The organism is Agromyces sp. GXS1127, from assembly GCF_050565425.1.
Taxonomy (GTDB): domain Bacteria; phylum Actinomycetota; class Actinomycetes; order Actinomycetales; family Microbacteriaceae; genus Agromyces.
Genome location: NZ_JBOCIG010000012.1, coordinates 1 through 22,065, shown reverse-complemented (window position 1 = coordinate 22,065; position 22,065 = coordinate 1). Strand labels below are relative to the sequence as shown.

Sequence of the window (22,065 nt, the reverse complement as noted above, 5' to 3'; positions counted from 1 at the left end):
AGAGATAACGTTGACCTCGTGCATGTGGGTGTGGACATATTCATGCACCCGAGGAGACTTGCATGACCGACGAACGCCGGCGTATCGACGTGCTCTTGGACCAGGTGACGGACCGGTCGCTGCGCGAACGCCTTGCCTCAGAGATCGGGCAGATCGCTGGCAAACAGAAGTGGGGCCTCAACTTCGAGGAGCACCTGCCTGAAGGGATCCGAATCCCTAACGCTCGCGTGCGCCGCGGCGTCCGCGTGCAGTTCCGCGATGACTCCGATCCCCGTTACTGGGAGGTCACGAAGGTCGTCGCGGGCATCGCCGCGCTCCGGCACGACGACGAGACGCGCGAAGCGCCCTTGGCCAATCTTGTGGTCGCGCGCGTGTTCGACGAGCCCGTCTACCCCGGATTCACAGCCCTGGGCAAGATCGAACGCGGCGGTGAAAAGCCGCACCATCTCGTCATCGAGGGCGAGAACTACCACGCCCTCGAAACGCTCCGCTACTCGCATGACCAGAAGGTCGACGTGATCTACATCGACCCGCCGTACAACACCGGGGCAGGCGGTTGGATCTACAACGACCGCTACGTCGGCGACGCCGACACGTACCGCCACTCGAAGTGGCTCAGCTTCATGCAGAAGCGGCTCGAGCTGGCCCGTCATCTGCTCACCCCGACGGGTGTGATCATCGTCGCCATCGACGACAACGAGCACCACCGTCTCCGTGCGCTGATGGACGATGTGCTCGGTGAGAACAACTTCATCTCCAACGTCGTCTGGCAGGGCGGGCGCAAGAATGACTCTCGCTTCGTCTCGAATGGCGCGGACTACATGCTCGTCTACGCCAAAAGTGTCGAGAGCCTGAACGAGAGTGGCGTTCGTTGGCGTGAGCCCCGCGGAACGACCGACATCATCGCGGCCGCAGCAGCCGAAGCGTGGGAAGGCGCGGCAGGAGACAAAGCCGAAGCCTCACGCCTTATGAAGCAGTGGATCGCCAGTCTCCCCGTGGGGCATCCTGCTAAGGCCAACAACCGTTTCTACGACTTCGACGACGATGGGCGCGTCTATCGCAAGCGCGACATCTCGTGGCCGGGCGGGGGAGGTCCTGACTACGACGTTCTCCACCCCGACACAGAGCTGCCGGTCAAGGTCCCCAGCCGCGGATGGGTCTACTCCGACCCGGCGCGCATGCAGGAGGACATCGATGCCGGTCTCATCCACTGGGGCGTGGACCATAACGACTACATCAACCGGAAAACGTACCTCGACGAGTCGGATGCTGTGGTGCCCACATCGGTGTTCGAGAAGAAGCGCACCAGCGCAGGGAACTACCTCTCATCCGTTCTCGGCAGCAAGGACTTCCCCTTCCCCAAGGACGTGGACGTGCTAGCGCGGTGGATCAACATCGCTTCCGCTGGCCGGATGGACGCTGTCGTCCTCGACTTCTTCGCAGGCACAGGTACAACGGCGGAAGCAGTCATGCGCCTCAATGCGGCCGACGGCGGGCACCGCCAGTCCATCATCGTCACCAACAACGAGGTCGGCCAGAGGGCCGCGAAGGCACTGGCCAAGGCAGGTTCAGCTCCAGGGGATCCCGAATGGGAAGGGGAGGGGGTGTTCGAGAAGGTCACGCGCCCGCGTATCGAGACAGTAGTGACCGGCATCCGCCGTGACGGTTCGAGGCTCACTGAGCCAGTGCTCGACGCCAAGGGCAAGAAGATCGCGTCTGGGATCCCTGGCGCAACTGGCTATGACGAGAACGTGGCATTCCTCAAGCTCGACTACCTCGACCGGGATGACATTGCCGCCGACGACGCATTCAGGCAGATCGCACAGTTGCTCTGGGTGAAAGCCGGCGGCAGAGGGCCGATCATCACCGAACGCGCAGGGTCGTTCGCTGCGCCAGAGGGGGCGAACTACGCCGTACTGTTCAAGGTCGGCGAGTGGGCGCCGTTCGTTGAGCACATCAACGCCCATCCGGAGATCGAGACGGTCTACGTCGTCTCCGATTCCGAGTCCACGTACGGCCCCATCGTGCGAGCGCTTCGCCCGGGCCTAGCTGCATTCCGTCTCTACGAGAACTACCTCACCAACTTCGAAATCAACGTGGGAGGCCGCTGATGGAGTACGAGCTCCGCGGGTACCAGACGAAGGCCGCCAAGGAAATCGTCGACGGCGTTCAGATGGGTGCGGATCTCTTTGTGAAGGGCAAGACGTCTGCGATTAGCCTCTCCGCACCCACCGGTGCCGGTAAAACGATCATCGCGGCGGCAGCCATCGAGGATCTGATCTTCGGCGAGAGCGTTCTTCCTGGCGACGAGCCGATCGTGCTGTGGGTGTCCCTGTACCCGAACCTGAACGAGCAGACTCGTGACAAGTTCGAACGGGCCAGCGAGAAGCTGCGGGGGGGCCGTCTCCACGTCATCGACGCGTCCCCGAGGTTCATCGTCGAGCACCTCACGCCCGGGCACGTCTACTTCCTAAACACCCACAAACTGCGGGATTCGTCCACCAACTTCACAAAGGGCGACCAGCGCCAGATCGCCCTGTGGGAGACGCTGAACAATTCGGTCGAACGGTACGGCAGCCGGTTCCTAATGTTTGTCGACGAGGCGCATCAGGGGACCGGAACGGGGGCATCCAGCAACGGCGATTCCACGATCCTGGGGCAGCTCGCCGGTGGCACCGGCAAGATGCAACGCACCGTCCCGATTGTCGTCGGCATCTCCGCGACGCCGGAACGCTTCGAGAAGAACATCGCAGCATCCCGCTCGTTCCGTGAACCAGTCGAAGTCGATGTGAATGACGTCCGCGAGTCCGGTCTCGTGAAAGACCAACTGGTCCTCGCGCACCCTACAGAGGAGATCGCCTCGGACTCCACACTCGTGCGGGAAGCAGCGATCCAGCGCGCGCAGCAGGAGAAGCGGTGGCTGGCGTGGGCCGACGAGAACACGGGGGAATCGCTCGTCGAGCCGGTGCTTCTCGTGCAGCTCCCGGCCAAACCGAACGAGGCGTCTGTCGCGGGATTCATCAAAGACATCCTCGAGGCTGACTCCACCCTAACGATCGACAACTTCGCGAACGCGCTCGAAGGATCCTCGGCTGTGACCTTCGGCGGGTACGACGTGCGTTACGTCGACCCGCCGAGAATCCAAGAGACCACCGGCGTAAAGGTCGTCCTGTTCAAGGACGCACTGACGACTGGCTGGGATTGCCCGCGCGCCGAGGTGCTCGTGTCCCTCCGCGGTACGAACGATGACGTCACCATCACTCAGCTGGTGGGCCGCATCGTCCGCACACCGCTTGCGAAGCGTGTCGCTGGCGATGACAACCTCAACGCCGTGTGGACCTACCTGCCCCACTTCAACCAGGACGCCGTCGCGCGCGTCGCCGACCGCCTGAGGACCGGAGACACAGAGGTCGCCACGCCTGTCGTGGTCAACCCGATCCCGCTAGTGCGGAATCCTGCGGTGCCAGCTGAGGTGTGGGCGGCGTTCGAGGACTTCCCGACGTGGTCGCGCCCGGCACAGACCGCTCGCCCCGCTACATCCCGCGTGCTCACTGCAGCGATGGTGCTCTCCAAGACGGAGCTGCTGAAGGAGGCCCCGAACATCGCACAGGACCGCGCGGTGGACACGCTCGTCCAGCACATCAAGGCCAACCAGCAGTTCGTCGACGAGAAGGTCGCCGCGTACGAGGAAGTTGACTACGTCACAACCGCGATCGACTGGCTGACCGGCGAGCAGGTCGCCTCGGAGGCCGCTGCCGCAAAGATCGCAACTCGCAACGTCGCCGATCTGTTTAGCCTCGCTGTGCGGCGCTTGCCCGACAACTCAGCGAAGTGGCTGTGGGACCGACTTTTCATGGCCCAGCCCGATGGGGAACGCGACGGTGACGCAGCGCGCCTCGTCGTCGCAGCGGTGGCGCAGCAGCCAGACTCGGCGAGAGTCGTCGAAGACAGCAGTCAGACGCTACTGGAGACCTGGCGCAAGCAGTACGCGGCCCCACTCTCAGAAATTGGCGGAACCGCTGAAGCAGACTTCTGGGCGGCGTTCGCCGAGTCCAAGAAGTCGGAGGAGGTGCCCCTTCAAGCGCCGGCCGACACCGTCGGGAAGGATGCGTCGGACCGCTGGAAGATGCATCTGCTCGCCGCAGACGATGGGCTATACCCGTTCGAACCGTCCAATAAGTGGGAGCGCGCGGTGCTCAACACGGAGCTCGCGCGACCGAACACCGTCGGCTGGTATCGCAACCCGTCGTCAGGGAAGCAGTCGATCGCCATCGCCTACGGTCCGGTGGGGGATCAGCACCTCGTCCACCCGGACTTCATTGTCTTCACCCAACGTGACGACAAGGTGCTCATCGACATCGTCGACCCCCACGACCCGTCCCGCGCCGACACCATCGCAAAGTGGGGTGCGCTCGCTCAATACGCACAGCAGAACGCCGGCCGCCTTGGTCGCGTGCTCGCGGTCATCGACGAGAAGAAGGGCACCGACGAGCTGGTGCAGCTCAACTTGGCGGGGAACAAGGCCTCAGACGCCATGATCGCCCTCGCCGCAGTCGGGGGAACCGAGGCAGACCTACGTGTTCTGTTCGAGCAGTATGGCGGGCGCTACCAGTGAGCCTGATGGCAGCCACGGTGGGGGGACGCGTGTTGACGCGATCGAAGTTGGCATGATGGCGGGATGACTTCTGGCCCCACGGCGCCTGCCGCACTGCGGGTTGTCGAACGTCGAGTGCCGAAGTTCGATCTCGTAGGCAGGGCCTACGAACGACCGGAGATGAACAGACTGCAGCGGTCGTTCTACCTTCGCGATTTCAGGCCCGGGTTCCTGACCGGGCATCCGGTCGACGTGAACGACCAGGCTGGCTTCGTATCGGCGATGTTCCACGAGCTCGCGGACACGATCGAGACCGACCCGGGTGCCTTGGCACAGATTCGGCGCTTGGTCGAGACTTATCGTGACGGCGGTGGGCTGCTTTTCCCAAGGCGCATCGTCGCCGACACCTACTTCCTCGAGGGCGACTTCGTCGTCGGATACGAGGCCTTCAGCCGGATCCCACGCATGAATCTCTACTTGGCGCTGGCCGAGTACCTGGGGCACCCACCTCTGACCGCGATGGACATTTTCTGGTGGACCGGGCGAAAGCAGAACCCCCGCGCATACGCCAGCCTTCAAGAGATCTTCGATCGTCTCGAGGTCACGCTTGATGCCTTTCACGCCGAGCACGGGCTCAGCGTGATCGAGGAGTTCTGGCAGCGACTGAACGTTGACGCCTCGGTGGAGGATGTTGCCCGCTCCGTCGAAGACGACGTGATCGAGCATTACAGCGGCGACGATGTGCGAGCAATCTTGTCGCGGGCGCGCGATCCGGAGTACCCCCGTGCGGTCTACAGGGCCTTCGGTGGATACGCTGAAGTTCAGCGTCCCATCGATTGGCCGTCGCCGTGGATCCTGAACGACGTCCGCGAACACCTGCTGACCGCCAGATGTCGCCAGCTCTTCCGTGATGCGGAGAATGCGCAACGACATGCTGAAGGACTTCCAGGAGTCGGGAAGGGCTGGGTCTCGGAGGCGGCTCTGCTTCGCGAGCTCGAGCGAGCGTTTCCTGAGGAGCGAATCGTTCATCAGTGGCGACCATCTTGGCTCGGTTCGCAGTCGCTGGACATCGCGTTCCCCTACCGTCTGGTCGGAGTCGAGTATCAGGGCGCTCAGCACTCCGGCCCTGTGGAGTTCTTCGGCGGCGAGGAAGCTTTCAAGCGCCAGCAGGCGCGCGATCGGAACAAGCGTCAGCTCTGCGAGAGCAACGGATTCGAACTCATCGAGGTGCATCCCGGATACGTGATTGACGAGGTCGTTGACCTCGTGCGCGCAGCGCTCGACCGCTGATCGATCCCTCAGCGGGCGAGAGTTTCAGGCAATTTGGCAAGCTCGGACACTCGAGATCCTGCAACTTCTGCAGGTAGGGGATTTACATTCCGACATAAGGTGGATTATGGGTCATCAATCCAGGCGAGTTCCATCTGATGCGAGAACTCGCGGTACGGTCCTGTGACCGCACGTTTCGGGGTCCTGCTATGCAACTGCCGCGAATGCGGATCGCTGCAGTTGATTTCATTCCTCGATTTCGCCCACAAGCTCTCCCGCGAGAGCTCGCTGGACTAGCCTCGCATGTGCTGCGGACAGCGGGAATTGGACTTCCTCGCCGTCTGGAAAGTTCTCATCCCCAGCACTGACGGAGAGCAGGAAGTCACCTCCAGGCTCTCGAAGAATGACAAGCGAGCCTCTCGTCAGCGAAGGCTCTCCGTCGATCGTGCTCACGGGCCAGGTCAGCGTAAGTGAAATCAGTTCGTCACTCATCACGATGAACGCTCGATTCTCGTGGGGCACATTGTCACCAGCCGCAGCGTACGTGGCCTCGCGGTTCCTCTGTGTGGTGCCGCGCCGATATCGTGCATGAATGAAGCATCTGCACTACGGCTCGATCGTCATCGCAATCTCAGATCAGTTGGCTTCGACCTTCGAGGCCGCGGCGTATGACCTCATGGCGGCGGGCAAATCTGCAGTCTGGCCCGTCTCGGGATATCGCGATGATCGAGACGAAATCTCGATCCAGTTGGCGATTGGCCCCGGGATCGCGTTCGCGATCACCGACACGTGGCTTCCTGATGAGCGCCAACCTGCACGACATGACTCGGATTCAATCGCGTTCATTCGTGGCGAGCACGAGTCCTTCGAGAAGGAGCAGTTGCACGAGGAAGTTTGGAACGTGCTTCTGTACGGCCGTTTCGAGAGGCGTTCGTCTCACGATGCCGGAAGCTGGCGATTCAGTGGGCATCCGGCCGCCAGCAATGCTCGAGATCCCCAAGCCGCCGTGAGATCTCTCAATAGGGAAGGGATCGAGGTCGTAAGCATCACGGAGAGCGGAGCCCCAGGCGAGACGGCTTGGGCGAATCTTTACATCGTGGGGCGATACATCGGCGAGCAGCTCGAGTAGCGCGTGGCCGCTGGCACCGTCGCGAAGGTCTACCGGCAGCCAGAGATCGAGGGTCTCGTACACGCCATGGCCAGGGCCGGCACCATCGTCAGTGCCTCACCTCGCAACCTACCCGCCGCCGTCCTCACCGCCGCCTGAAACGTCTACGACACAGCCATCCGCCACGGCCTCGACCGCGAGGAAACCATCGCCATCCTTACCGGAATTTGGGCACCCCGTCACCCGTGAACATCCCTTTCCGCAACGCTCAGGGAGGCCTGTCGCTTGAATTCTGTCGCGTGGCATTAAGGGGCGGGCTGGTTCGGACATGTCCTTGGTGAACGCAGTTGCCGAGGAAAGAGTGGAGCGATGGACTGGCTAGACGAGTTCGTGCGAGACGCGGCACCGCCCGCGCTCGGCTCAAGCCCTGGCACCGACGTCTTGGCGGCCGCGGTCGCGGCCGCCGCCGTCGAGTCTGGTCGGCCAGGGTCGGGGCACGCGGGCCTGCGCCGGCTCGCCGGCGGTATCGGTGTCGGGCTAGGTGTCCTCGCGGTCGGAGTCGGCGCCGCCGCAGCGACGCCCGCGGTGATCGACTGGTTGGGTTGGTCGCCCGACGTCGTCGCTCAGCGCACGTTCGACCTGGGCGACGGTCAATCGCTGGGGCTGTGCGAGGTCTTCATCCGGGTGACCCCCGAGTACGGTGGCGCGGTATCCAACGAGGAAGCGGACCGCCGCACCGAGGCAGCCCGCGGATTCTTGACCGAGCATGACTGGGACCCGCTGATCGCCTCAATCACCGCCGACCAGATCCGGTCGGAGTACGAAGCCGACCAGGCCAGACGTGACGCGAGCACCACCGACACGGCGACTCCACCGCCGGCGACCCTTTCCGGCGCCGCGACGCACCTGATCGCCGATCGCATCAGCGCCGAGTTCGCACTGGCCGGCCATCTCCAGGACGGGGTCGCGATCGAAGCCGCCGCCGGCCCCTGCATCGACGACGACGGGGCGCCGGAGTGATCGGCCGCCGACGCGTCGACGATCACCGTCTGACCGCGGCATACACGGCCAACGCAACCGACCTGCTCACCTATTTCGGCCGCCGCGTGGACGCGACCGCGGACGCCGCTGACCTGCTCGGCGAGACGTTCCTGATCGCAACGAGACGCCGCAACCGCCTTCCCGCTGACGACGAGCAGGCACGGATGTGGCTGTTCGGCATCGCCCGCAACGTCCTCGCCAATGCCACCCGCGGGGTCGCACGACAACACCAGTTCACCGCCAGACTCGCGGAGCACATCGCGGTGATGCCCCCGGAGGACCCGGGCGACCGAGCGATCGACGTCCGGACCGCACTCGACGGCATCCCCGCCGACCAGGCCGAACTGGTCCGCCTCGTACTCTGGGACGGCTTCACCGTTCCCCAAGCTGCGGTGGTCGTCGGCATCAGCGAGAGCACGGCACGCGGACGCTACCAACGCGCCCGCGCGAACCTCCGCACCCGGCTCCACGACTACGAGCACGAACGGAGCCACGGATGAGCATCCACCAGCCGGTCGACCCCGCAGCCGTATGCCTCCCTCCAACGGAGACGATCGACATCACCGCCTACCTGCCCGACCCAGCAGAGGAACCGTCGGGCTGAGACCCCCGATTGCCGGTCCCCCACCGGGACAATCCAGGGCCCTGTGGGCTCGACGGATTCTCACAAGACCCACCCGCAAGCCTGCCCGGTTGAGGTGGCCGAAGGGCGACAGCTAGCCGCGCCGAGTTGACGAACTCGAGGCCTTCGAATACGAAGCTCTACTGGCAAAGGTCGCGAGTTCCCATCTGATGCGAACAACCCATGTGTCCCGTGAAGTTCCCTTGTAGCCCACCGCGCATGGTTCTAAGAATCGCCAAGGTGAGCGGTCGACCGGCGCGCATCGAGTAGGGCATCAGCGGTCGAAGGGCGATACTTTCGGCACCACGCTTCAACTTCGGGGTGATCAATCTTGCTGGAGGCTTCCCAGATGCCGCTGCGCTGAGCGGCCTCTTCGCGTTCGGCAACCGCTGCAAGGACGGCTTCCGCTTCCTCGGATCCTGCCGCGGCGGGGCGATGACTCGCCGTGATCACCGCGGTGAGTGCGGTGAGCCGCATCAAATCGAGCGCCGTTGAGGGGTCGGTGTTCGGCTCTGTTTGACCGGCAAGCCAGTCGCGGCTTACTCCTGTAGCCAAGGCCCACATGGCAATCGTCGCCTTTGCAGGACGCCGACGTCCGTTCTCGGCCGCCGAGATGGTGGCCCGGGATAGACCGGCCAGCTCTGCGAGTTCTTCCTGCTCAAGCCCAGCTTCCTCACGGGCCTTTCTGAGGCGGTCGCCAAGCGACCACGTGGGGTGCTTGTCTCTGTTTGGGTCGGGCAACTCATTTACCATGGATCCAAGGTTACTCATATGTCTATCGTTAGCCAAGCGACAGGGATACGGAGCCTGCCAAGAATCTTCGTGGCCGTGGAACGAAATGGACCTCTACCGTCGTGACATAGGCATGAAGCGAATCAGCGACACGAGCGAGGACCAGATGACGGGTGAGCGTGAGCCCACCGCGGCGGAGATGGACGAGTGGCGACGGGAGCACCTCTTCGCCTCACCTGAAGAGATCACCGACTTGGACTACCCCCGCATGACGAACACGGGCGCGGGCTTCATGTTCCGCGCCATCGCCAAGCCGCTGCAGCCTGATCGGCCCGAGTACGCCACGATTGAGACGGACGGCTCCCTCGAAGCTGTGGGGATGATCGGGCAGTGGAACCTGGCTTGGGAGGCAGGGCAGTTCCGCCGCCGCTACTTCGATGAGGATGACTTCACTCCGGAGCTGCGACGGATCGCCGAGCTGGGCGATGTCAATGTCACGTTGGTTCCTCGCACCCAGTCCCGATATTGGGAATACGCACCGCTCGTGCACCTCCTCCCCCGCGCGATTCTCGAGCGGTTCGGCCTGCCACTGCTCCGTGCCGGCCAGTGGCCGTTTCTCGCCGATTGGGGAGGAGTAGATCGTTACTTGCCCGACGACTTCGAGCAGCGGCTGTCTCGAGCCTGGGCGTCGGCTGTCTGGCCACACCTGGTGTCAGGGTCGCGGATGAAGGCGTTCTCGAAGGACGACCCGATCCGGCTGCTCTCTCACAACCTCGACTACTGGCTGCCGCCCGTGACCGATGTGATCCAGGACGCCCTCCGGCTGCTGCCCGAGGTCGCCAACGGGATCGAACCTGGGCCGGTCACCCTCGTCGATGGCAGCACGCTCGAGGGCGCTGTCGCAGCAAACCCTCGGATGGGAGGGGATGTCTGGGTAGGCGAAGAAGAAGCAGCGGAGATGCTGGGGCTCACAGTGGAAGCGGCCGACGAGACCGGTCGTCTGCGGGGAATCCTCGACGCAGTCCGATCGAACCGGGTCGAGGATGACTTCTCTGACCACTGGTCCTTCGCTCGCGAAGACTTCGAGCGCAAGCTCTACCGGAAACGATCCAAGACTCAGGTCCGGTTCGTCGAGCTAACAGACACGATCCCGGTGCAGGGTCCGGAGAGCGACATCCTCGGTTCGCTAATAACCAATGACTTCCTCGCCATACTCGACGAGCGCAACCGGCAGATCGTCGTCCTCCTCAACAGCGGCTACACGAAGAAGGCCGAGATCGCCGAGATCCTTGGCTACGCCAACCACACTCCCGTCTCGAAGCGACTCGCTCAGATTCGTAAGGCGGCGAGCGACTTTTTTGGCGAAGACCGATAGCTGAGGGACGGCTCCCAGTCTCCAAGCACTTCTGGAAGAGGGTGGACCTTCTGTCCGACGACAAGCTGGTTGCGATCGCGGGCGAGCATTCACCGGATGGTCTCGAGGCCCTCGAATACGAGGCGTCTCAAGGTCAAACTCGAAGTCCGGTTCGAGGTCGTCGCGGTGGCCGCTATCGCGGCGGCCGGACCAATCGTCCTGATGCTCCTGCAGTGGTGATGACCCCATCGACGCGACGCCACGCCACCGTCCGCATCGCATCAGCGCTCGAGGCCATCAAATACGAGCTCTGCCGACAAATCGGCTCTTCGTCACGAGGGTGGGTCACTATGCTGCAACGCGGGCTAATCCCCGACCCCGGCGAGAGGAAACGCAGCATTGTCCAAGAAGACGGTTATCACGCTCATCGACGACATTGACGGCACGGACGCCGCCGAGACCATCACTTTCACCCTCGACGGCACGAGCTACGAAATCGACCTCTCGGCTGACAACGCCGTCAAGTTCCGTTCCGCGCTCGAGCCATACACGGCGGCGGCCCGTAAGACCGCCCGTCGGTCCACTCGTCGCGGCGTAAGCTCGAGCGGCGCGACGTCGAAGGAGATCCGCGCCTGGGCGGCAGAGAATGGCGTCGAGGTTCCGGCTCGCGGCCGCATCCCCGCTGACGTGCAGGAGCAGTACCGCGCGACCATCCGATAGCCGACGCGCCAACGCGGCCACGGTGGCGCTGTCGCCGGTGGTCAATAGTCTCGGAGCGTGGTGGCAGAGCTCGCAGTTCCGGACGACTACGTCGCGGTGCTCGGCGAGCTAAAGCAGCAGATCCGACACGCGCGATACCGCGCTCAGCGCAGAGTGAACGCCGAGCTCATCAGCCTCTATTGGCGGATCGGCAAGACGCTCGACGAGCGCACCGCCTTGCCCTCGTGGGGCGAGGGCATCATCAACAGGATCTCGGTAGACCTGCGGACCGAGTTCTCGGACGCCAAGGGGTTCTCTCCGCGCAACCTGCGATACATGCGCTCGTTTGCGCGAGCGTGGCCAGACGCCGAGCGCTTTCGGCAGCAGCCTGCTGCCGAATTGCCCTGGGGCCACATCATGGTCCTCCTCGACCGACTCGACGATCCGGCAGATCGCGAGTGGTACGCCTCACAGGCTGCCGCGATCGGCTGGTCTCGGGCGGTGCTCGAGCATCACATCAAGACCCGAGCCCGTCTCCGATTCGATGCGGCGCCGACCAACTTTGACCGGGTCCTCGACCCGGGTGCGTCGGAGCTCGCGCAGCAGCTCACGAGAGACCCCTACGTGTTCGACTTCCTTGACGTCGATACCGATGCCGTCGAACGGGATGTCGAGCAGGCCCTCGTCGACCGGATCATCGACACACTGCGGGAGTTCGGGAGCGGATTCAGCTTCGTAGGCCGCCAGGTGGCGTTCGACGTCGACGGCGACGAGTTCTTCGTTGACCTCCTCTTCTTCCACGTCGAGCAATTGCGCTATGTCGTGGTCGAGCTCAAGGTCGGCAAGTTCAAACCCGAGTACGCCGGCCAGCTCGGCTTCTACGTCGCACTCGTGGACGATCGCCTCCGCAGGCCGCAGCATGCCCCAACTGTTGGACTGCTTCTGTGCACGAACAAGAACGACCAGGTCGTGCGCTACGCCCTCGCCGGCAGCGCCCAACCCGTCGGGATTGCAAGCTATGACCTACTCTCCCCCGCTGAACAGGCCGCCCTCCCTTCCGAGGCCGATCTAGCGAGGGCGCTCGACGCGCAGTGAGATCAGATTTGGCAGCAGACCGCTGCCAAATCTAGTCCGACCCTGAAAAATGCCCTGATCTGGGATTTCGACATGTGTCGCTGATTAGGTCAGCCGCGAGCACGCCGACGCCGCGATCGCCGGCTGAGGGCGCCAAGTGCTGCGAAAAGTGCCAGCATGGCAGCGACGATCAACCACGGGACCGGATTGCGTTCGAAGGCCGCCCACAGCTGCGCAGGCACGCCCGCGAACGCAGTTAGCAGCATCTCACCGACGTTTTCTGTCCGCATGCGGTGACTCTATGCCCAGCCGCCGACGGGACGGCCCACAGTTGTAACCGCTACCAGCTCAACGCGGCCCGCAGCAACACCGGCTCTGGTGGTACGCAGGCCGTCTCGGCCGCGGCCGCCAATGAGTCGCTCTTGCCGCTGAGACGTGCACTGCACCCGCACGAACCGTACCCCCTCTAGCGTTCGTGACCGTGAGGTGCGCGGGACTCCCCGAGCCGGTCTCGAGCGATTCTGGCTGGCGAGGTGGCGGAAGGCCCCGGCGGTGCCATCCCGGCGTATGCCACGCGCACCGCCTCAAGCGCGCGTCGACGAACCTCGGCATCCGTGTCGAGCGGATCCTTCCCGATCAGCTGGCGAGCGCGCGAGTCGAGCGTCACGTCCTCGCGGAGTTCGTCGCCGTGCTTCCGAATGTGCGTCTGCACCGCGTCGAGGAACGCATTTCGCCGGCGGACGAGCGCCGAATACCGTGCCCATCCCTGCAGGAGGTTTGGGTCGACGTCGCCGGCGGCGATGCGTCGGACCTCCGCCCTGCTTCGGCTCCGGTTGAAGAATTGCTCGGCGGCCGCGAGGTTCGCTCTGCGCTCTGACACGAGCGTGCGGCGCACCCGACGAGGAGGCAAGCCGGCGCTCTGGAGTCTCCGCTCGAGCTGCTTCTTCTCGCGCTCGTGTGCGCGGTACTTCTCGCGTTGTTCCTCGCTCGGCGTCCACCTGTCCGCCGATTCCTTGCGACGGGCGGCATCCTGACGTCGCGCCTCGCGCAGCTTCTCGGGGTCACGACCCTCGCGGGATCGACGGCGAGCTGCGATCGCTTCTTTGTTCCGGTGGTAGTACTCACGCTGCGCGGCGCGGTACTTCTCGGGATTCTGCTCCTTATAGCGCTCCCGGGCCTCTCGTCGCTTCTCCGGGTTCTGCTTGGCCCACTCCCCTACCCGCTCGACCTCGAGTCGCCGGCGTTTGTCGTCGGCCGCCTTCGCGCGCATCCGGTCACGGTTGCGCTCTCGAATCTGCTCGAGGTTCTGTTCTCGGTACTCGGCGCGGTAGCTGGGGTTGGCGTCCCACCATGCGCGTCGACGCGCGCGAGCGCGGGCGAGACGCTCCTCCTCCGGGAGCGGTTGGTTCACTGCTCAGTTGAGGCGGGCGCCGCCAATTCCGTCAACGCGATGAAGACTTCTTCGCGGTACTCGGAGGGGTCGATGATCGCGCGGCCAAGCAGGTCACGAAGCGAGTTGCGCTCATCCCCCGTCAGCTCGGCGAGGGGTTCCATGCAGAAGTCGACGTCGTCACTGAGGCTGTAGTCGGGCTCGTCGACATGAACCTCGGGGTAGTAGAGGAAGGCGAGCAGCGACACTCGCTGGAGTGCGGCGTCGACGTGGTCACGGTCAATCATGGATGCGTTCCTGTCAGTTCTGAGGGGTCGGGCGGTGTGGTTCCGAACTCGCCGGTGCGCAGGTCTCCGTAGTAGTCGGTCGCCCCCGCCGCCTCTGGGATGCGTCCGAGCAGGGGCGCGGCCGTGACCAGCCAGTCGATCATCTCGGGTACCGCGAACACCTCGGTATCGCGGTAGACGTGCGTCCGGTAGTACCCATCGATCCCGTCGATTTCACGGCGGAGCTCGGTGCTATGCAGAGGCAGCAGCAGCGAGTTCTCGGCCGACAGAATCACCGTGTACTCGATGCCCGGATGTGTGCGCTCCGCCTCGTCGAGCAACGCATCGACGAGGGCCTGGACGTGCGTTCGCTCCACGACTAGCCGGCCTGAGCCCGGACATCTGGGAAGAGCCCTTCCGGCGGTGCCGTGTAGGGCAGCGGTTCGCCGGGGTCGTTCATGTCCTTCGAGGTCATGAACGGGCCGTCCTTGTCGAGGAGCATGCGCATGTGGTGGTCGGCGTGGTCGCGCCACCAGACGGATGCCCCGGTCACGCCATCGAGGCGCAGGTGCTCCCATGCTCGCCAGAGGGCGTCGAGCCGGCTCACCGCCTCGGGGTAGCTCCACCAGTCGGCGGCCCACCGGTACGGTGCCTGCGGGCCGACGAGGCGACGGTACGAGGTGACGATCTTCTCGCGCACGAACTCGTCGACGGAGCCGTAATAGGTCTGCGGCATCTCCTCGTCTACAGCGGGGTCATGCGTGATCGGCTGCTCGTCGATGTCGACGACGTGCTGCTCGAGCTCGGTTGTCTCGTTTTCGTCCCACTCAGCGATGCTCATGCTTCAACCTCCGCTTGCTCAGTGATCCGTGGCCGCGGCGGTGGCGCGCTCGGCGGGAGCGAGGGGTCGTGGTTCGCGATCGAGGCGGCGATCGCTTCCTTGTGCGGGCCGGTCCAGTAGGGGCGTGTCTCGATGAGCGTGGCCGGCGCGCTGGAGGTGAGCACGACGCCGCGTCCGGTCGGTAGCGCAGCGAGCTGCGATTCGTCGAGGATTCGGTCGCGGCGCAGCTGGTGGGTCGTCGAGCGCACGCCCTTGTTGTACGACACCGAGGCGGTTTCCATGTCGTAGTCGCCGATGAGCGTGGAGAGCTCGCGCAGGAACTCGGCTTCGCTGACCCCGCCGAGGTAGACCTTCGTGTTCGATGCGCTCCACAGCTTCCGCATGCCCTCGCGGCCGAACACCTCGACGCCCTGCGACCAGGACTGGAACAGCGACATGATTGGGATGCCCCGCGAACCAAAGTGCGAGTACAGGTCGGGGAGGTTCTTCCACCGGCACACGTTCGCGGCCTCGTCGAGGATCCCGAGCAGCGGTACAGCGAGGCGGCCGCCGCGCTGCCGGGTCGCGAGCTCCTCTGCAGCCTCGATCGTGGCCGCGGTGAGGGCGGTGACGAGCGGGCCGGCCGAGCCCTGCCCTTCCTTCGAGAGCGAGTACAGCGTGCCCGTGCCGGCACGCACGAATGCATCCGGGTCGAACTGCGGGCGACGGTCGCCGAGCAGGTTGCCGCCGAGCGGGTTCACCCACTGCGAGATGCCCGAGTTCGTCAGGCACGCCGCCATCTGGCGGGCCGTGCCGTACACGCCGTCGCGCTGCTTCTCGGTCAGGGTCGCGTAGCCGCGGAGGCGCTGCGCCAGCAGTTCGAAGCCGTGCTGCTTGAGCGTGGTCGGCGGCTCGAGGTCGAGCGGATCCGTGAGCCAGATGTAGACCTGCGAAATCGGGTGCCCGCCGAGCGCAGCCGCGAGCAGCATGTCGGCCAGGAGGTTCTGGCCCTCGGCGTCGAAGTAGTTGTCCGTCGTGCTACCCGCGGCGCGGGTGCCGGACGCGAAGTGCTGCGCGAGCTTCGCCGCGCGGGTGTCGTCGATGACGTAGCTGAGCGGGTTCCACCACCAGGTCGGTTCCTCGAGCGCGACGCCCTGCGGGTCGAAGACCCACACCTCCCCCACCGCCGCGCGTGGATCGCGCGTCGCGTCCAAGACGTCGCGCTTGTTCGACGTCGTGACGACAGCACCGGGCGCCGCCATGATCGCGGGGATGACGAGCGCCGTCGACTTGCCGACTCGCGGGCCGGCGACGCCGATCATCATCCACTCCCAGAGGGAGTAGATCATCTGCCGCGACTTCACCGTCACGCCGATCGGGACGCCCGGCGTCGCCACGCCGAGCCGCTTGGCGGATGCCTCGGCGCCCTTCCGGGTGATGTCGGCGAGCTCACGGCTACCGGCGAGGTAACGGGCGGCGCCGTCGACGCGCGAACGCTTGCTGCTCGAGCGGCCGACCGCCCAGGCGAACAGGCCGCTGAGCGCCAGCACCCCGGCGCCGAAGACGATCGCGAGCCAGGTCGCGGCCGCAGGCCACCCAACGGTGCCCCTGCGCAGCCCGTCCAGCAGGTCGAACGGGTCGGCCGGCAGATCCGGGTTCACGCCGCTCAGCTGCGAGCCGAGCGCAACGGCGGCCCAGAGGACGCTGACGACGGCGAACAGAAACAGCAGCAACACAAGGAGCGCCATCGTGCCGGTGCTCGTGCGGCCCGGCTCGGTCCGCCGATTCGCCTGCCCGGCCATCAGACGGCCTCCGCTCGCAGCGGCGTCACCGCGGCGAGCTCGCCGCCACGGCGACCGGTGCGGGACTGGTCGTGCCACAGCTTGTTCGTGTCGTTGATGTGCAGCTCGGCGTCGGTAAGCTCCACGCGCAGCGGGATCCCCGGACGGCCGCCCACTTTCACGATGAACTTCCCTCGCCCGGGCGGCTCCGCCTCGCGGCCGCTGACCGCATCCCAGGCGGGCGGATCCTGCCACGACCCGAGCAGTTCCTGCTCGGCCCGGGACAGCGGCACGGCGCTCGTGAGCATCGGCATCTCGGCACCGGGCAGCCCACCGGCGACGACCATGCCAGCGCGCTCGACGAAGCCCTTCGCCTTCATGCGGTCCTCTTCGGTCGGCAGCGCCAAGAGGTCGCTCATCGTGTGCGAGATCATCGCCATGCCGACGCCGCGCTGACGGTTGAGTCGGGTGAGCGCGTCCACCCGGTCGACGAGGCCGCGGCCAGCGCGCAGGGCCCGCCAGAGTTCGTCGAGCACGACGAAGTAGTGCCGGCGAGGCTCGAGGCCAGCGTCGGCCAGCGCGTTCGCCACGTTGACCGTGCCGAACCCGCTCGACCAGCAGGCCAGCAGGATCGCCGCCTGCAGATCCTGGTCGGCATCGTCGATGCTCGACACGTCGTAGACCACCGGGGCATCGCGCCGCATCGGCACGTCGGTCGGGTGGGCGAACGTCTCGCCCAGCCGACCGCCGGAGGTGAGGCTGATCAGCGACGCCTCGAGGTCCTCGGTGATCTGCTTGTAGCGGGCGTCGTCGCCGCGGTCGAGAGCCACGGCTCGCACCTCAGGCGGGCCGTTCTGGATGACCTGCAGCAGGTCACCGAGGACAGGCACCCCCGCGTGGTGCTCGTCGAGCCACTTGAGTGCACGGTCGATGATCGACTCTTCGCGATCGGTCGGCGGCTGCTTACGCAGGATCGTCAGTAGCGCGGCGACCATCGTGTGCCGGCGGCCGTGCGCATCGGCGAGCACCTGCTTGGCGAGCTTCGCGTAGCCCGCCTCGCGCAGCTGCTCGGCAGCTTCGCGAGCCTCGCCGGGGTCGAGGATGTTGATGTGCCCGCGGCCGCGGCCGAGGCTGATGACCTGGCCGCCGAGTGCGTCGATCAGATCCACGTAGTCGGGCTTGAGGTCGCCCAGCACGAGCGGCTGGACGCCGAAACCCGACAGCCCGAGCGCCATGCGGCGCACGAGCGTCGACTTCCCGAGCCCGGGCAGGCCGAGCACGAACACGGACGGGTTGCTGATGAGCTTCGCGATCTGGAACCAGCTGATGGGATCCGCGCAGACCGTCGCGTTCGTGAACAGGTGTCGGCCGAGCGGCACGCCGACCATGGGCGTGCCCGACCCGACCGCGAACGGGAAGAGACCACACACCTGAACGGTGGTGCCGCGCCATTCGTCGACGGGCTGGATGATGCTCGATTCGCCGCGGCCACGGCCGAACCAGCCACGCGGCCCGGGCCGCTTCACCGCGGCGGCCTGGCGGGCGGCGCGATCATCGAGCTTGCGCGCTTTCCGCGTCAGGCGGGTGCTGCTCTTGGTCTGGTTGCGGTGCCGGAGCTCCGTCGACTCGCTCACAGCTGCTCCTTGATCGACGTCGGCACTCGGAGGTGCTGCGGCAGCACCAGTCCGAGCGGGAGGGCCGCGGCGAACGCCGAGTCCTGCGACCCGTACACCGGGCGTACGCGGATGCGGGCGGTCGCCGACAGGTTGTCGATCGCCGCGCGGGCATCCGCGAGGCCATCGCTGTTGAGCACGGTCGCGGTGACGAGCATGCCGAAGTTCACGAGCCCGGCGCCGGAGGCTTCCTCGTTCGCCGTGGCGATCGCCGCCCGCGCGCCGAGCACGGCGCGGGCGGACGGCTTGTTCGTCGAGCCAATGTTGAACGTGGATGCGCTCACGTCGGCCTCGACGATGCCGGCCGCTCGAGCGGCGTCGATCGGGCGGTAGAGCATCGTGATCCGCTTGCGGGCGACGTCCCGGTGCGGGGCGAGCAGCCGGGTCAGGATGCTCGACTGCACGACGCCGCGTGGTGCCGTGCTCATCTGCCACGTCACCGACGTGCCAGAGTCATGCCGGTACGAGTCCCAGCGCGCCTCAGCTGCGCTCGGGCCCACGTTCGGCCAGCTGAGCTCCGGCGGCTCGCCGGCCGCGTTCGCCTGGTCGACGTAGGGCGCGATCGCCGGGTCATACGCGATCGCCACTGCCTCGCAGAGCTCCTGCGCGTTCAGGGGGCGAGCGGCGCCGGCGCCGGTCGACGCGAGGCCGTGCGTCAGGCCCGGGAGGCGGGCCGCGAGCTCGCGGGCCATCTCTTCGGCCGAGCGCTTTTTGCCGCCCACACGCGACGTCGCGTTGAACGTGATCGACACGTAGGCCTTCACCGTCGCCGAGCCAGCCGGGTAGCGCTCGACGACCTCGTTGAGAACCGACTGCGCGAGCACCGGGGCGTCGTCGTCGATGCGTAGCGCGACCGACTGGCGAAGCCGGGTGCCGGTGTCCGGCGCCGTCTCGACCGTGACGGCCGCGGCCTCGATGCCGGGCTCGTCGCCGAGGTTCGCGAGCCAGAGGCCCCAGTCGGCGACCCAGGCGTCGATCTGCTCGCGGTCGACAAGGGCCGAGCCGTCCGGCTCAGCGCCGATGACCACCGTGTAGTGGCCCGTCGCGGGCACGTAGATCATCGCGAACGGGCGATTGTAGCTGTCGCGGTGCTCGGAGAGCTTCGACGGCGCAGCAAGGCCGGGCAGCTGGAAGGTGCCCCAGTCGACGCGGCCGAGGGGGCCCGAACGGTAGACGTTCGTGCCGTTCGCCTTGGTCATCATCCAACCGGCGCGCTCGCCCGTCCGGGCGAGCACGCTCTTGCCGTGCTTGTCCTTGACGCTCACCGTCAGGAGCAGCCCGGCGAAGAACACCGCCGACACGAGGGCGGCGACGAGCCCGGCCGGAGTCATCATCATGATGACCGTCCAGACCGCGCCGAACAGCAGAATGCCTGTGCCGATCGAGCCGAGGCCCATCAGGCCGGCCGTCTGCGGCCGACGGTAGTTCCCGTAGGTGCGGGGCGCTTCCTCGCCCTGAATCGCAGTGCTCACGTTCGTTCCCCCTCTACTCACGCACCACTCGGCCCGGCCGAGTCTTCTGCGGCGGAGCGAATCGCGCCCGCCGCTGCCTGTCCTGTTTCCTTGGCCTTCTGGATGACCTGTGCGCCGACCGCGATGCCAGCGCCGATCGGCCCGGCCGCTGCAGCTGCACCGGCCCCCGCGCCGCTCGCGGCCGCGCCACCCGCTGTAGACCCGCCACCAGCGGTGCTCGCAGCTGCACCCGTCGACCCGGGGCCGCTCGTGGGCGTCGGCATCGGCGGGGCCTGCTTGCCGCCGTTGCTGCTCGGGCTGGATCCATTCGGCGCCGAGCTCGAGCTACCCGACGAACCGCTGTTCGACGAGGCGCGACGAATTGCGCCAGTAGCCATCTCGGCCGCCCCGGCAACGCCGGCCGCGCCGAGAGCCATCGCCGCGGTGCCACCGCCCCCGATCGCGGCCGTCATCGGCGCGACGAAGCGCAGCAGCGCCGGCAGAGCGAGGATGACGATGAGCATCATCGCGAGGCCCGTCAGGATCGTCCAGATGCCGCCGCCGTCGCCGCGGAAGACGTCAGCACCGGTCATCTGGAACGCGGCCGCGTAGATGAGCGCTGCAGCCGGCTTGTAGAGGATGAACGCGATCGTCCAGCCCACCGTCTTCTTGAACCACTGGCTGCCCATCTCAGTGTTCGTGAAGCTCGCCGTCAGCGGCAGGATCCCCGCGAGGACCACCAGCATGCCGCCCCGCACGATCATGAGCGCGACCTGCACGTAGGCCATCAACAGCGCGAGCGAGCCCAGGATGAGCACGCCGATCATGCCGATGGGGGAGGTCGAGGACAGCATGACGATCGAGCCGACCGTCGTGCCGAAGCACGTAGATTCCCCGTCCGCCGGCCCGGCGTCGACATCGCAGTTCGTCGCGCCCTCGAGCACCCACACGCTGAACGCATCCGCCGCGGCCACGCTCAGGCCGATCACGGTCAGACCCGCGCCCGACACGACGATGAGGGTCAGCAGCGACTTCAGCAGATCCTTGCCCGGCTGCGCGCGCTGCTCCCACGCCATCCGGATCCCCGCAACGATAGTCGACAGCACGGCGAGTCCGCCCACGTAGTACCAGAGCGATTGCTGCAGGAACGTCACTGTCGACGACGACCCCGAGGGAGCGACCGTTGGCAGGAGTGCCGCGACCGCGGCTGAGCCGCCTGAGATGAGCACGACCGCCAGCAGGATGATGCCGAGTCGGCCGAGGTGCCCTTCGCCCTCACCGCGTCGACGGCGAAGACCGATCATCGCACCAACGGCGATCAGCGAGAGGATGCAGATCGTCAGGCCGATCCACATCACGTAGCCCAGGATCTCGTTGAACGCTGCCGCCTCCGGCGGAGTCTTCACCTCAGCAGCGCCCGATCCGCTCGTGAGGATCGGAGTCGGGACGGACACCCAGAGGGTGCCGATGCTTGCGAGAGCTTTCCCCCAGCCCTCCATCACCTGGTTCACGAGCTCGCGCAGCGAATCGTTCGCCGCGGCCGAGATGATGTTGCCGACGCCCTCGCGGCCCTGGCAGATGAAGTCGAGCGGATCGCAAGCCATGATTACGCTCCCGCCCATGGGATGTAGCCGCCAAGGTTCTGCAGCGCCGCGGGGGCGAGCGGGAGCCCGCCCGTCTCAGAAACGACCATCTTCCAGTCCCCGTCCTCCCAGGTCAGCTTGAGGGGCAGGCTCACCAGCTGACCATCCGAGTAGTTGATGGCCAGGTCGACGGTCGCGCTTGAACCGTCGTAGGCCCCGATCTTGAAACCAGCGACTTGCCCGCGCGAGCTCGAGGTCTCCCCCGCGTTCTGGGCTGCTTCTTCGAGAGAATCCCGCCCCGGTCCTTCCTGAACCGCGTCGACGAGTCGCGGCCGCAGCGTCGCGTCGGTGCCGATCGCAAGGAAGTTCACGGCGGCGAAGAGGCTGCCCTCGGCCGTGTGCGCATAGCAGGAACGGAACCCGTCATCCTCGATCGAGCCGGGCCCGGCTCCCGTCTTGTCGACGGGAGCGGCCATCGTGCCCACGAGCTCCCAGTCGTTGTCGGGCGCGGCCGTGAGGCTGCTTTCCGTCTCGAAGCCAGAAAGGCCGCAGACGCTCTTGTCGGCATCTGCGACCGTGGGGGCCGAGGCGGTGGGGGCCGTCGTGGG

General features: G+C 66.0%; 20 protein-coding genes. 9 read left to right on the top strand and 11 right to left on the bottom strand.

What is annotated here, in order from left to right:
* Nucleotides 1-62: 62 nt before the first annotated feature.
* From ACQ393_RS17255 to ACQ393_RS17245, 3 genes are all read left to right on the top strand, one after another.
* Complete coding sequence (locus ACQ393_RS17255; RefSeq protein ID WP_430648098.1) at nucleotides 63-2,111, top strand: site-specific DNA-methyltransferase; 2,049 nt, start codon at nucleotides 63-65, stop codon at nucleotides 2,109-2,111.
* Entirely contained in the window at nucleotides 2,111-4,615 is a 2,505-nt protein-coding gene (locus tag ACQ393_RS17250) for a DEAD/DEAH box helicase (RefSeq protein ID WP_430648097.1), read from the top strand. The genes ACQ393_RS17255 and ACQ393_RS17250 overlap by 1 nt, the downstream gene beginning before the upstream one ends.
* 63 nt (nucleotides 4,616-4,678) lie before the next feature.
* A complete protein-coding gene (locus ACQ393_RS17245; protein WP_430648096.1) occupies nucleotides 4,679-5,884 on the top strand; it encodes a hypothetical protein in 1,206 nt (401 codons plus the stop codon).
* A gap of 225 nt (nucleotides 5,885-6,109) precedes the next feature.
* Here ACQ393_RS17245 and ACQ393_RS17240 read toward each other — a convergent pair whose 3' ends face one another.
* On the bottom strand, nucleotides 6,110-6,316 hold the full coding sequence (locus ACQ393_RS17240) for a hypothetical protein (protein WP_430648095.1): 207 nt from the start codon (nucleotides 6,314-6,316) through the stop codon (nucleotides 6,110-6,112).
* A 139-nt stretch (nucleotides 6,317-6,455) separates the two neighbouring features.
* Between ACQ393_RS17240 and ACQ393_RS17235 the strand changes: the two genes are divergently transcribed.
* The 3 genes from ACQ393_RS17235 (at nucleotide 6,456) to ACQ393_RS17225 (ending at nucleotide 8,512) form a co-directional block, all read left to right on the top strand.
* Nucleotides 6,456-6,992, top strand: coding sequence for a hypothetical protein (locus tag ACQ393_RS17235; protein ID WP_430648094.1), 537 nt, complete (start codon nucleotides 6,456-6,458; stop codon nucleotides 6,990-6,992).
* Nucleotides 6,993-7,340: 348 nt separating this feature from the next.
* Nucleotides 7,341-7,991 (top strand): hypothetical protein, encoded by a 651-nt coding sequence (locus ACQ393_RS17230; protein ID WP_430648093.1) that lies wholly within the window; start codon nucleotides 7,341-7,343, stop codon nucleotides 7,989-7,991.
* A complete protein-coding gene (locus ACQ393_RS17225) occupies nucleotides 7,988-8,512 on the top strand; it encodes an RNA polymerase sigma factor (protein ID WP_430648092.1) in 525 nt (174 codons plus the stop codon). Before ACQ393_RS17230 ends, ACQ393_RS17225 begins: the two co-directional genes overlap by 4 nt.
* 347 nt (nucleotides 8,513-8,859) lie before the next feature.
* Here ACQ393_RS17225 and ACQ393_RS17220 read toward each other — a convergent pair whose 3' ends face one another.
* Nucleotides 8,860-9,387, bottom strand: coding sequence for a helix-turn-helix domain-containing protein (locus ACQ393_RS17220; RefSeq protein ID WP_430648091.1), 528 nt, complete (start codon nucleotides 9,385-9,387; stop codon nucleotides 8,860-8,862).
* A gap of 85 nt (nucleotides 9,388-9,472) precedes the next feature.
* Between ACQ393_RS17220 and ACQ393_RS17215 the strand changes: the two genes are divergently transcribed.
* The 3 genes from ACQ393_RS17215 (at nucleotide 9,473) to ACQ393_RS17205 (ending at nucleotide 12,514) form a co-directional block, all read left to right on the top strand.
* A complete protein-coding gene (locus ACQ393_RS17215; RefSeq protein ID WP_430648090.1) occupies nucleotides 9,473-10,741 on the top strand; it encodes a hypothetical protein in 1,269 nt (422 codons plus the stop codon).
* A gap of 378 nt (nucleotides 10,742-11,119) precedes the next feature.
* A complete protein-coding gene (locus tag ACQ393_RS17210; RefSeq protein WP_430648089.1) occupies nucleotides 11,120-11,440 on the top strand; it encodes a histone-like nucleoid-structuring protein Lsr2 in 321 nt (106 codons plus the stop codon).
* 57 nt (nucleotides 11,441-11,497) lie between these two features.
* Nucleotides 11,498-12,514, top strand: a complete 1,017-nt coding sequence (locus ACQ393_RS17205) for a PDDEXK nuclease domain-containing protein (RefSeq protein WP_430648088.1) — start codon at nucleotides 11,498-11,500, stop codon at nucleotides 12,512-12,514.
* A gap of 445 nt (nucleotides 12,515-12,959) precedes the next feature.
* Here the strand turns inward: ACQ393_RS17205 and ACQ393_RS17200 are convergent, their stop codons facing one another.
* From ACQ393_RS17200 to ACQ393_RS17160, 9 genes are all read right to left on the bottom strand, one after another.
* Entirely contained in the window at nucleotides 12,960-13,904 is a 945-nt protein-coding gene (locus ACQ393_RS17200; protein WP_430648087.1) for a hypothetical protein, read from the bottom strand.
* Nucleotides 13,901-14,170 (bottom strand): hypothetical protein, encoded by a 270-nt coding sequence (locus tag ACQ393_RS17195; RefSeq protein ID WP_430648086.1) that lies wholly within the window; start codon nucleotides 14,168-14,170, stop codon nucleotides 13,901-13,903. Before ACQ393_RS17195 ends, ACQ393_RS17200 begins: the two co-directional genes overlap by 4 nt.
* Nucleotides 14,167-14,526, bottom strand: coding sequence for a hypothetical protein (locus tag ACQ393_RS17190; RefSeq protein WP_430648085.1), 360 nt, complete (start codon nucleotides 14,524-14,526; stop codon nucleotides 14,167-14,169). The genes ACQ393_RS17195 and ACQ393_RS17190 overlap by 4 nt, the downstream gene beginning before the upstream one ends.
* Before the next feature lie 2 nt (nucleotides 14,527-14,528).
* The gene (locus ACQ393_RS17185; RefSeq protein ID WP_430648084.1) at nucleotides 14,529-14,990 is read right to left on the bottom strand and encodes a DUF4913 domain-containing protein; all 462 of its coding nucleotides are present in this window, start codon (nucleotides 14,988-14,990) and stop codon (nucleotides 14,529-14,531) included.
* Entirely contained in the window at nucleotides 14,987-16,771 is a 1,785-nt protein-coding gene (locus ACQ393_RS17180; protein ID WP_430648083.1) for a type IV secretory system conjugative DNA transfer family protein, read from the bottom strand. The genes ACQ393_RS17185 and ACQ393_RS17180 overlap by 4 nt, the downstream gene beginning before the upstream one ends.
* The gene (locus ACQ393_RS17175; RefSeq protein WP_430648082.1) at nucleotides 16,771-18,384 is read right to left on the bottom strand and encodes an ATP/GTP-binding protein; all 1,614 of its coding nucleotides are present in this window, start codon (nucleotides 18,382-18,384) and stop codon (nucleotides 16,771-16,773) included. The genes ACQ393_RS17180 and ACQ393_RS17175 overlap by 1 nt, the downstream gene beginning before the upstream one ends.
* On the bottom strand, nucleotides 18,381-19,895 hold the full coding sequence (locus ACQ393_RS17170; protein ID WP_430648081.1) for an SCO6880 family protein: 1,515 nt from the start codon (nucleotides 19,893-19,895) through the stop codon (nucleotides 18,381-18,383). The genes ACQ393_RS17175 and ACQ393_RS17170 overlap by 4 nt, the downstream gene beginning before the upstream one ends.
* 17 nt (nucleotides 19,896-19,912) lie before the next feature.
* Nucleotides 19,913-21,478, bottom strand: a complete 1,566-nt coding sequence (locus tag ACQ393_RS17165; RefSeq protein WP_430648080.1) for a hypothetical protein — start codon at nucleotides 21,476-21,478, stop codon at nucleotides 19,913-19,915.
* A gap of 2 nt (nucleotides 21,479-21,480) precedes the next feature.
* On the bottom strand, nucleotides 21,481-22,065 hold a 585-nt coding region (locus ACQ393_RS17160), incomplete at its 5' end, for a hypothetical protein (protein ID WP_430648079.1).

What these genes read in the sequence shown, in the direction of transcription:
- ACQ393_RS17185 (WP_430648084.1), bottom strand. Translation starts at nt 14,990, where the DNA reads ATGAGCATCGCTGAGTGGGACGAAAACGAGACAACCGAGCTCGAGCAG.
- ACQ393_RS17165 (WP_430648080.1), bottom strand. Translation starts at nt 21,478, where the DNA reads ATGGCTTGCGATCCGCTCGACTTCATCTGCCAGGGCCGCGAGGGCGTC.
- ACQ393_RS17230 (WP_430648093.1), top strand. Translation starts at nt 7,341, where the DNA reads ATGGACTGGCTAGACGAGTTCGTGCGAGACGCGGCACCGCCCGCGCTC.
- ACQ393_RS17245 (WP_430648096.1), top strand. Translation starts at nt 4,679, where the DNA reads ATGACTTCTGGCCCCACGGCGCCTGCCGCACTGCGGGTTGTCGAACGT.
- ACQ393_RS17235 (WP_430648094.1), top strand. Translation starts at nt 6,456, where the DNA reads ATGAAGCATCTGCACTACGGCTCGATCGTCATCGCAATCTCAGATCAG.
- ACQ393_RS17220 (WP_430648091.1), bottom strand. Translation starts at nt 9,387, where the DNA reads ATGGTAAATGAGTTGCCCGACCCAAACAGAGACAAGCACCCCACGTGG.
- ACQ393_RS17195 (WP_430648086.1), bottom strand. Translation starts at nt 14,170, where the DNA reads ATGATTGACCGTGACCACGTCGACGCCGCACTCCAGCGAGTGTCGCTG.
- ACQ393_RS17250 (WP_430648097.1), top strand. Translation starts at nt 2,111, where the DNA reads ATGGAGTACGAGCTCCGCGGGTACCAGACGAAGGCCGCCAAGGAAATC.
- ACQ393_RS17180 (WP_430648083.1), bottom strand. Translation starts at nt 16,771, where the DNA reads ATGGCCGGGCAGGCGAATCGGCGGACCGAGCCGGGCCGCACGAGCACC.
- ACQ393_RS17255 (WP_430648098.1), top strand. Translation starts at nt 63, where the DNA reads ATGACCGACGAACGCCGGCGTATCGACGTGCTCTTGGACCAGGTGACG.
- ACQ393_RS17215 (WP_430648090.1), top strand. Translation starts at nt 9,473, where the DNA reads ATGGACCTCTACCGTCGTGACATAGGCATGAAGCGAATCAGCGACACG.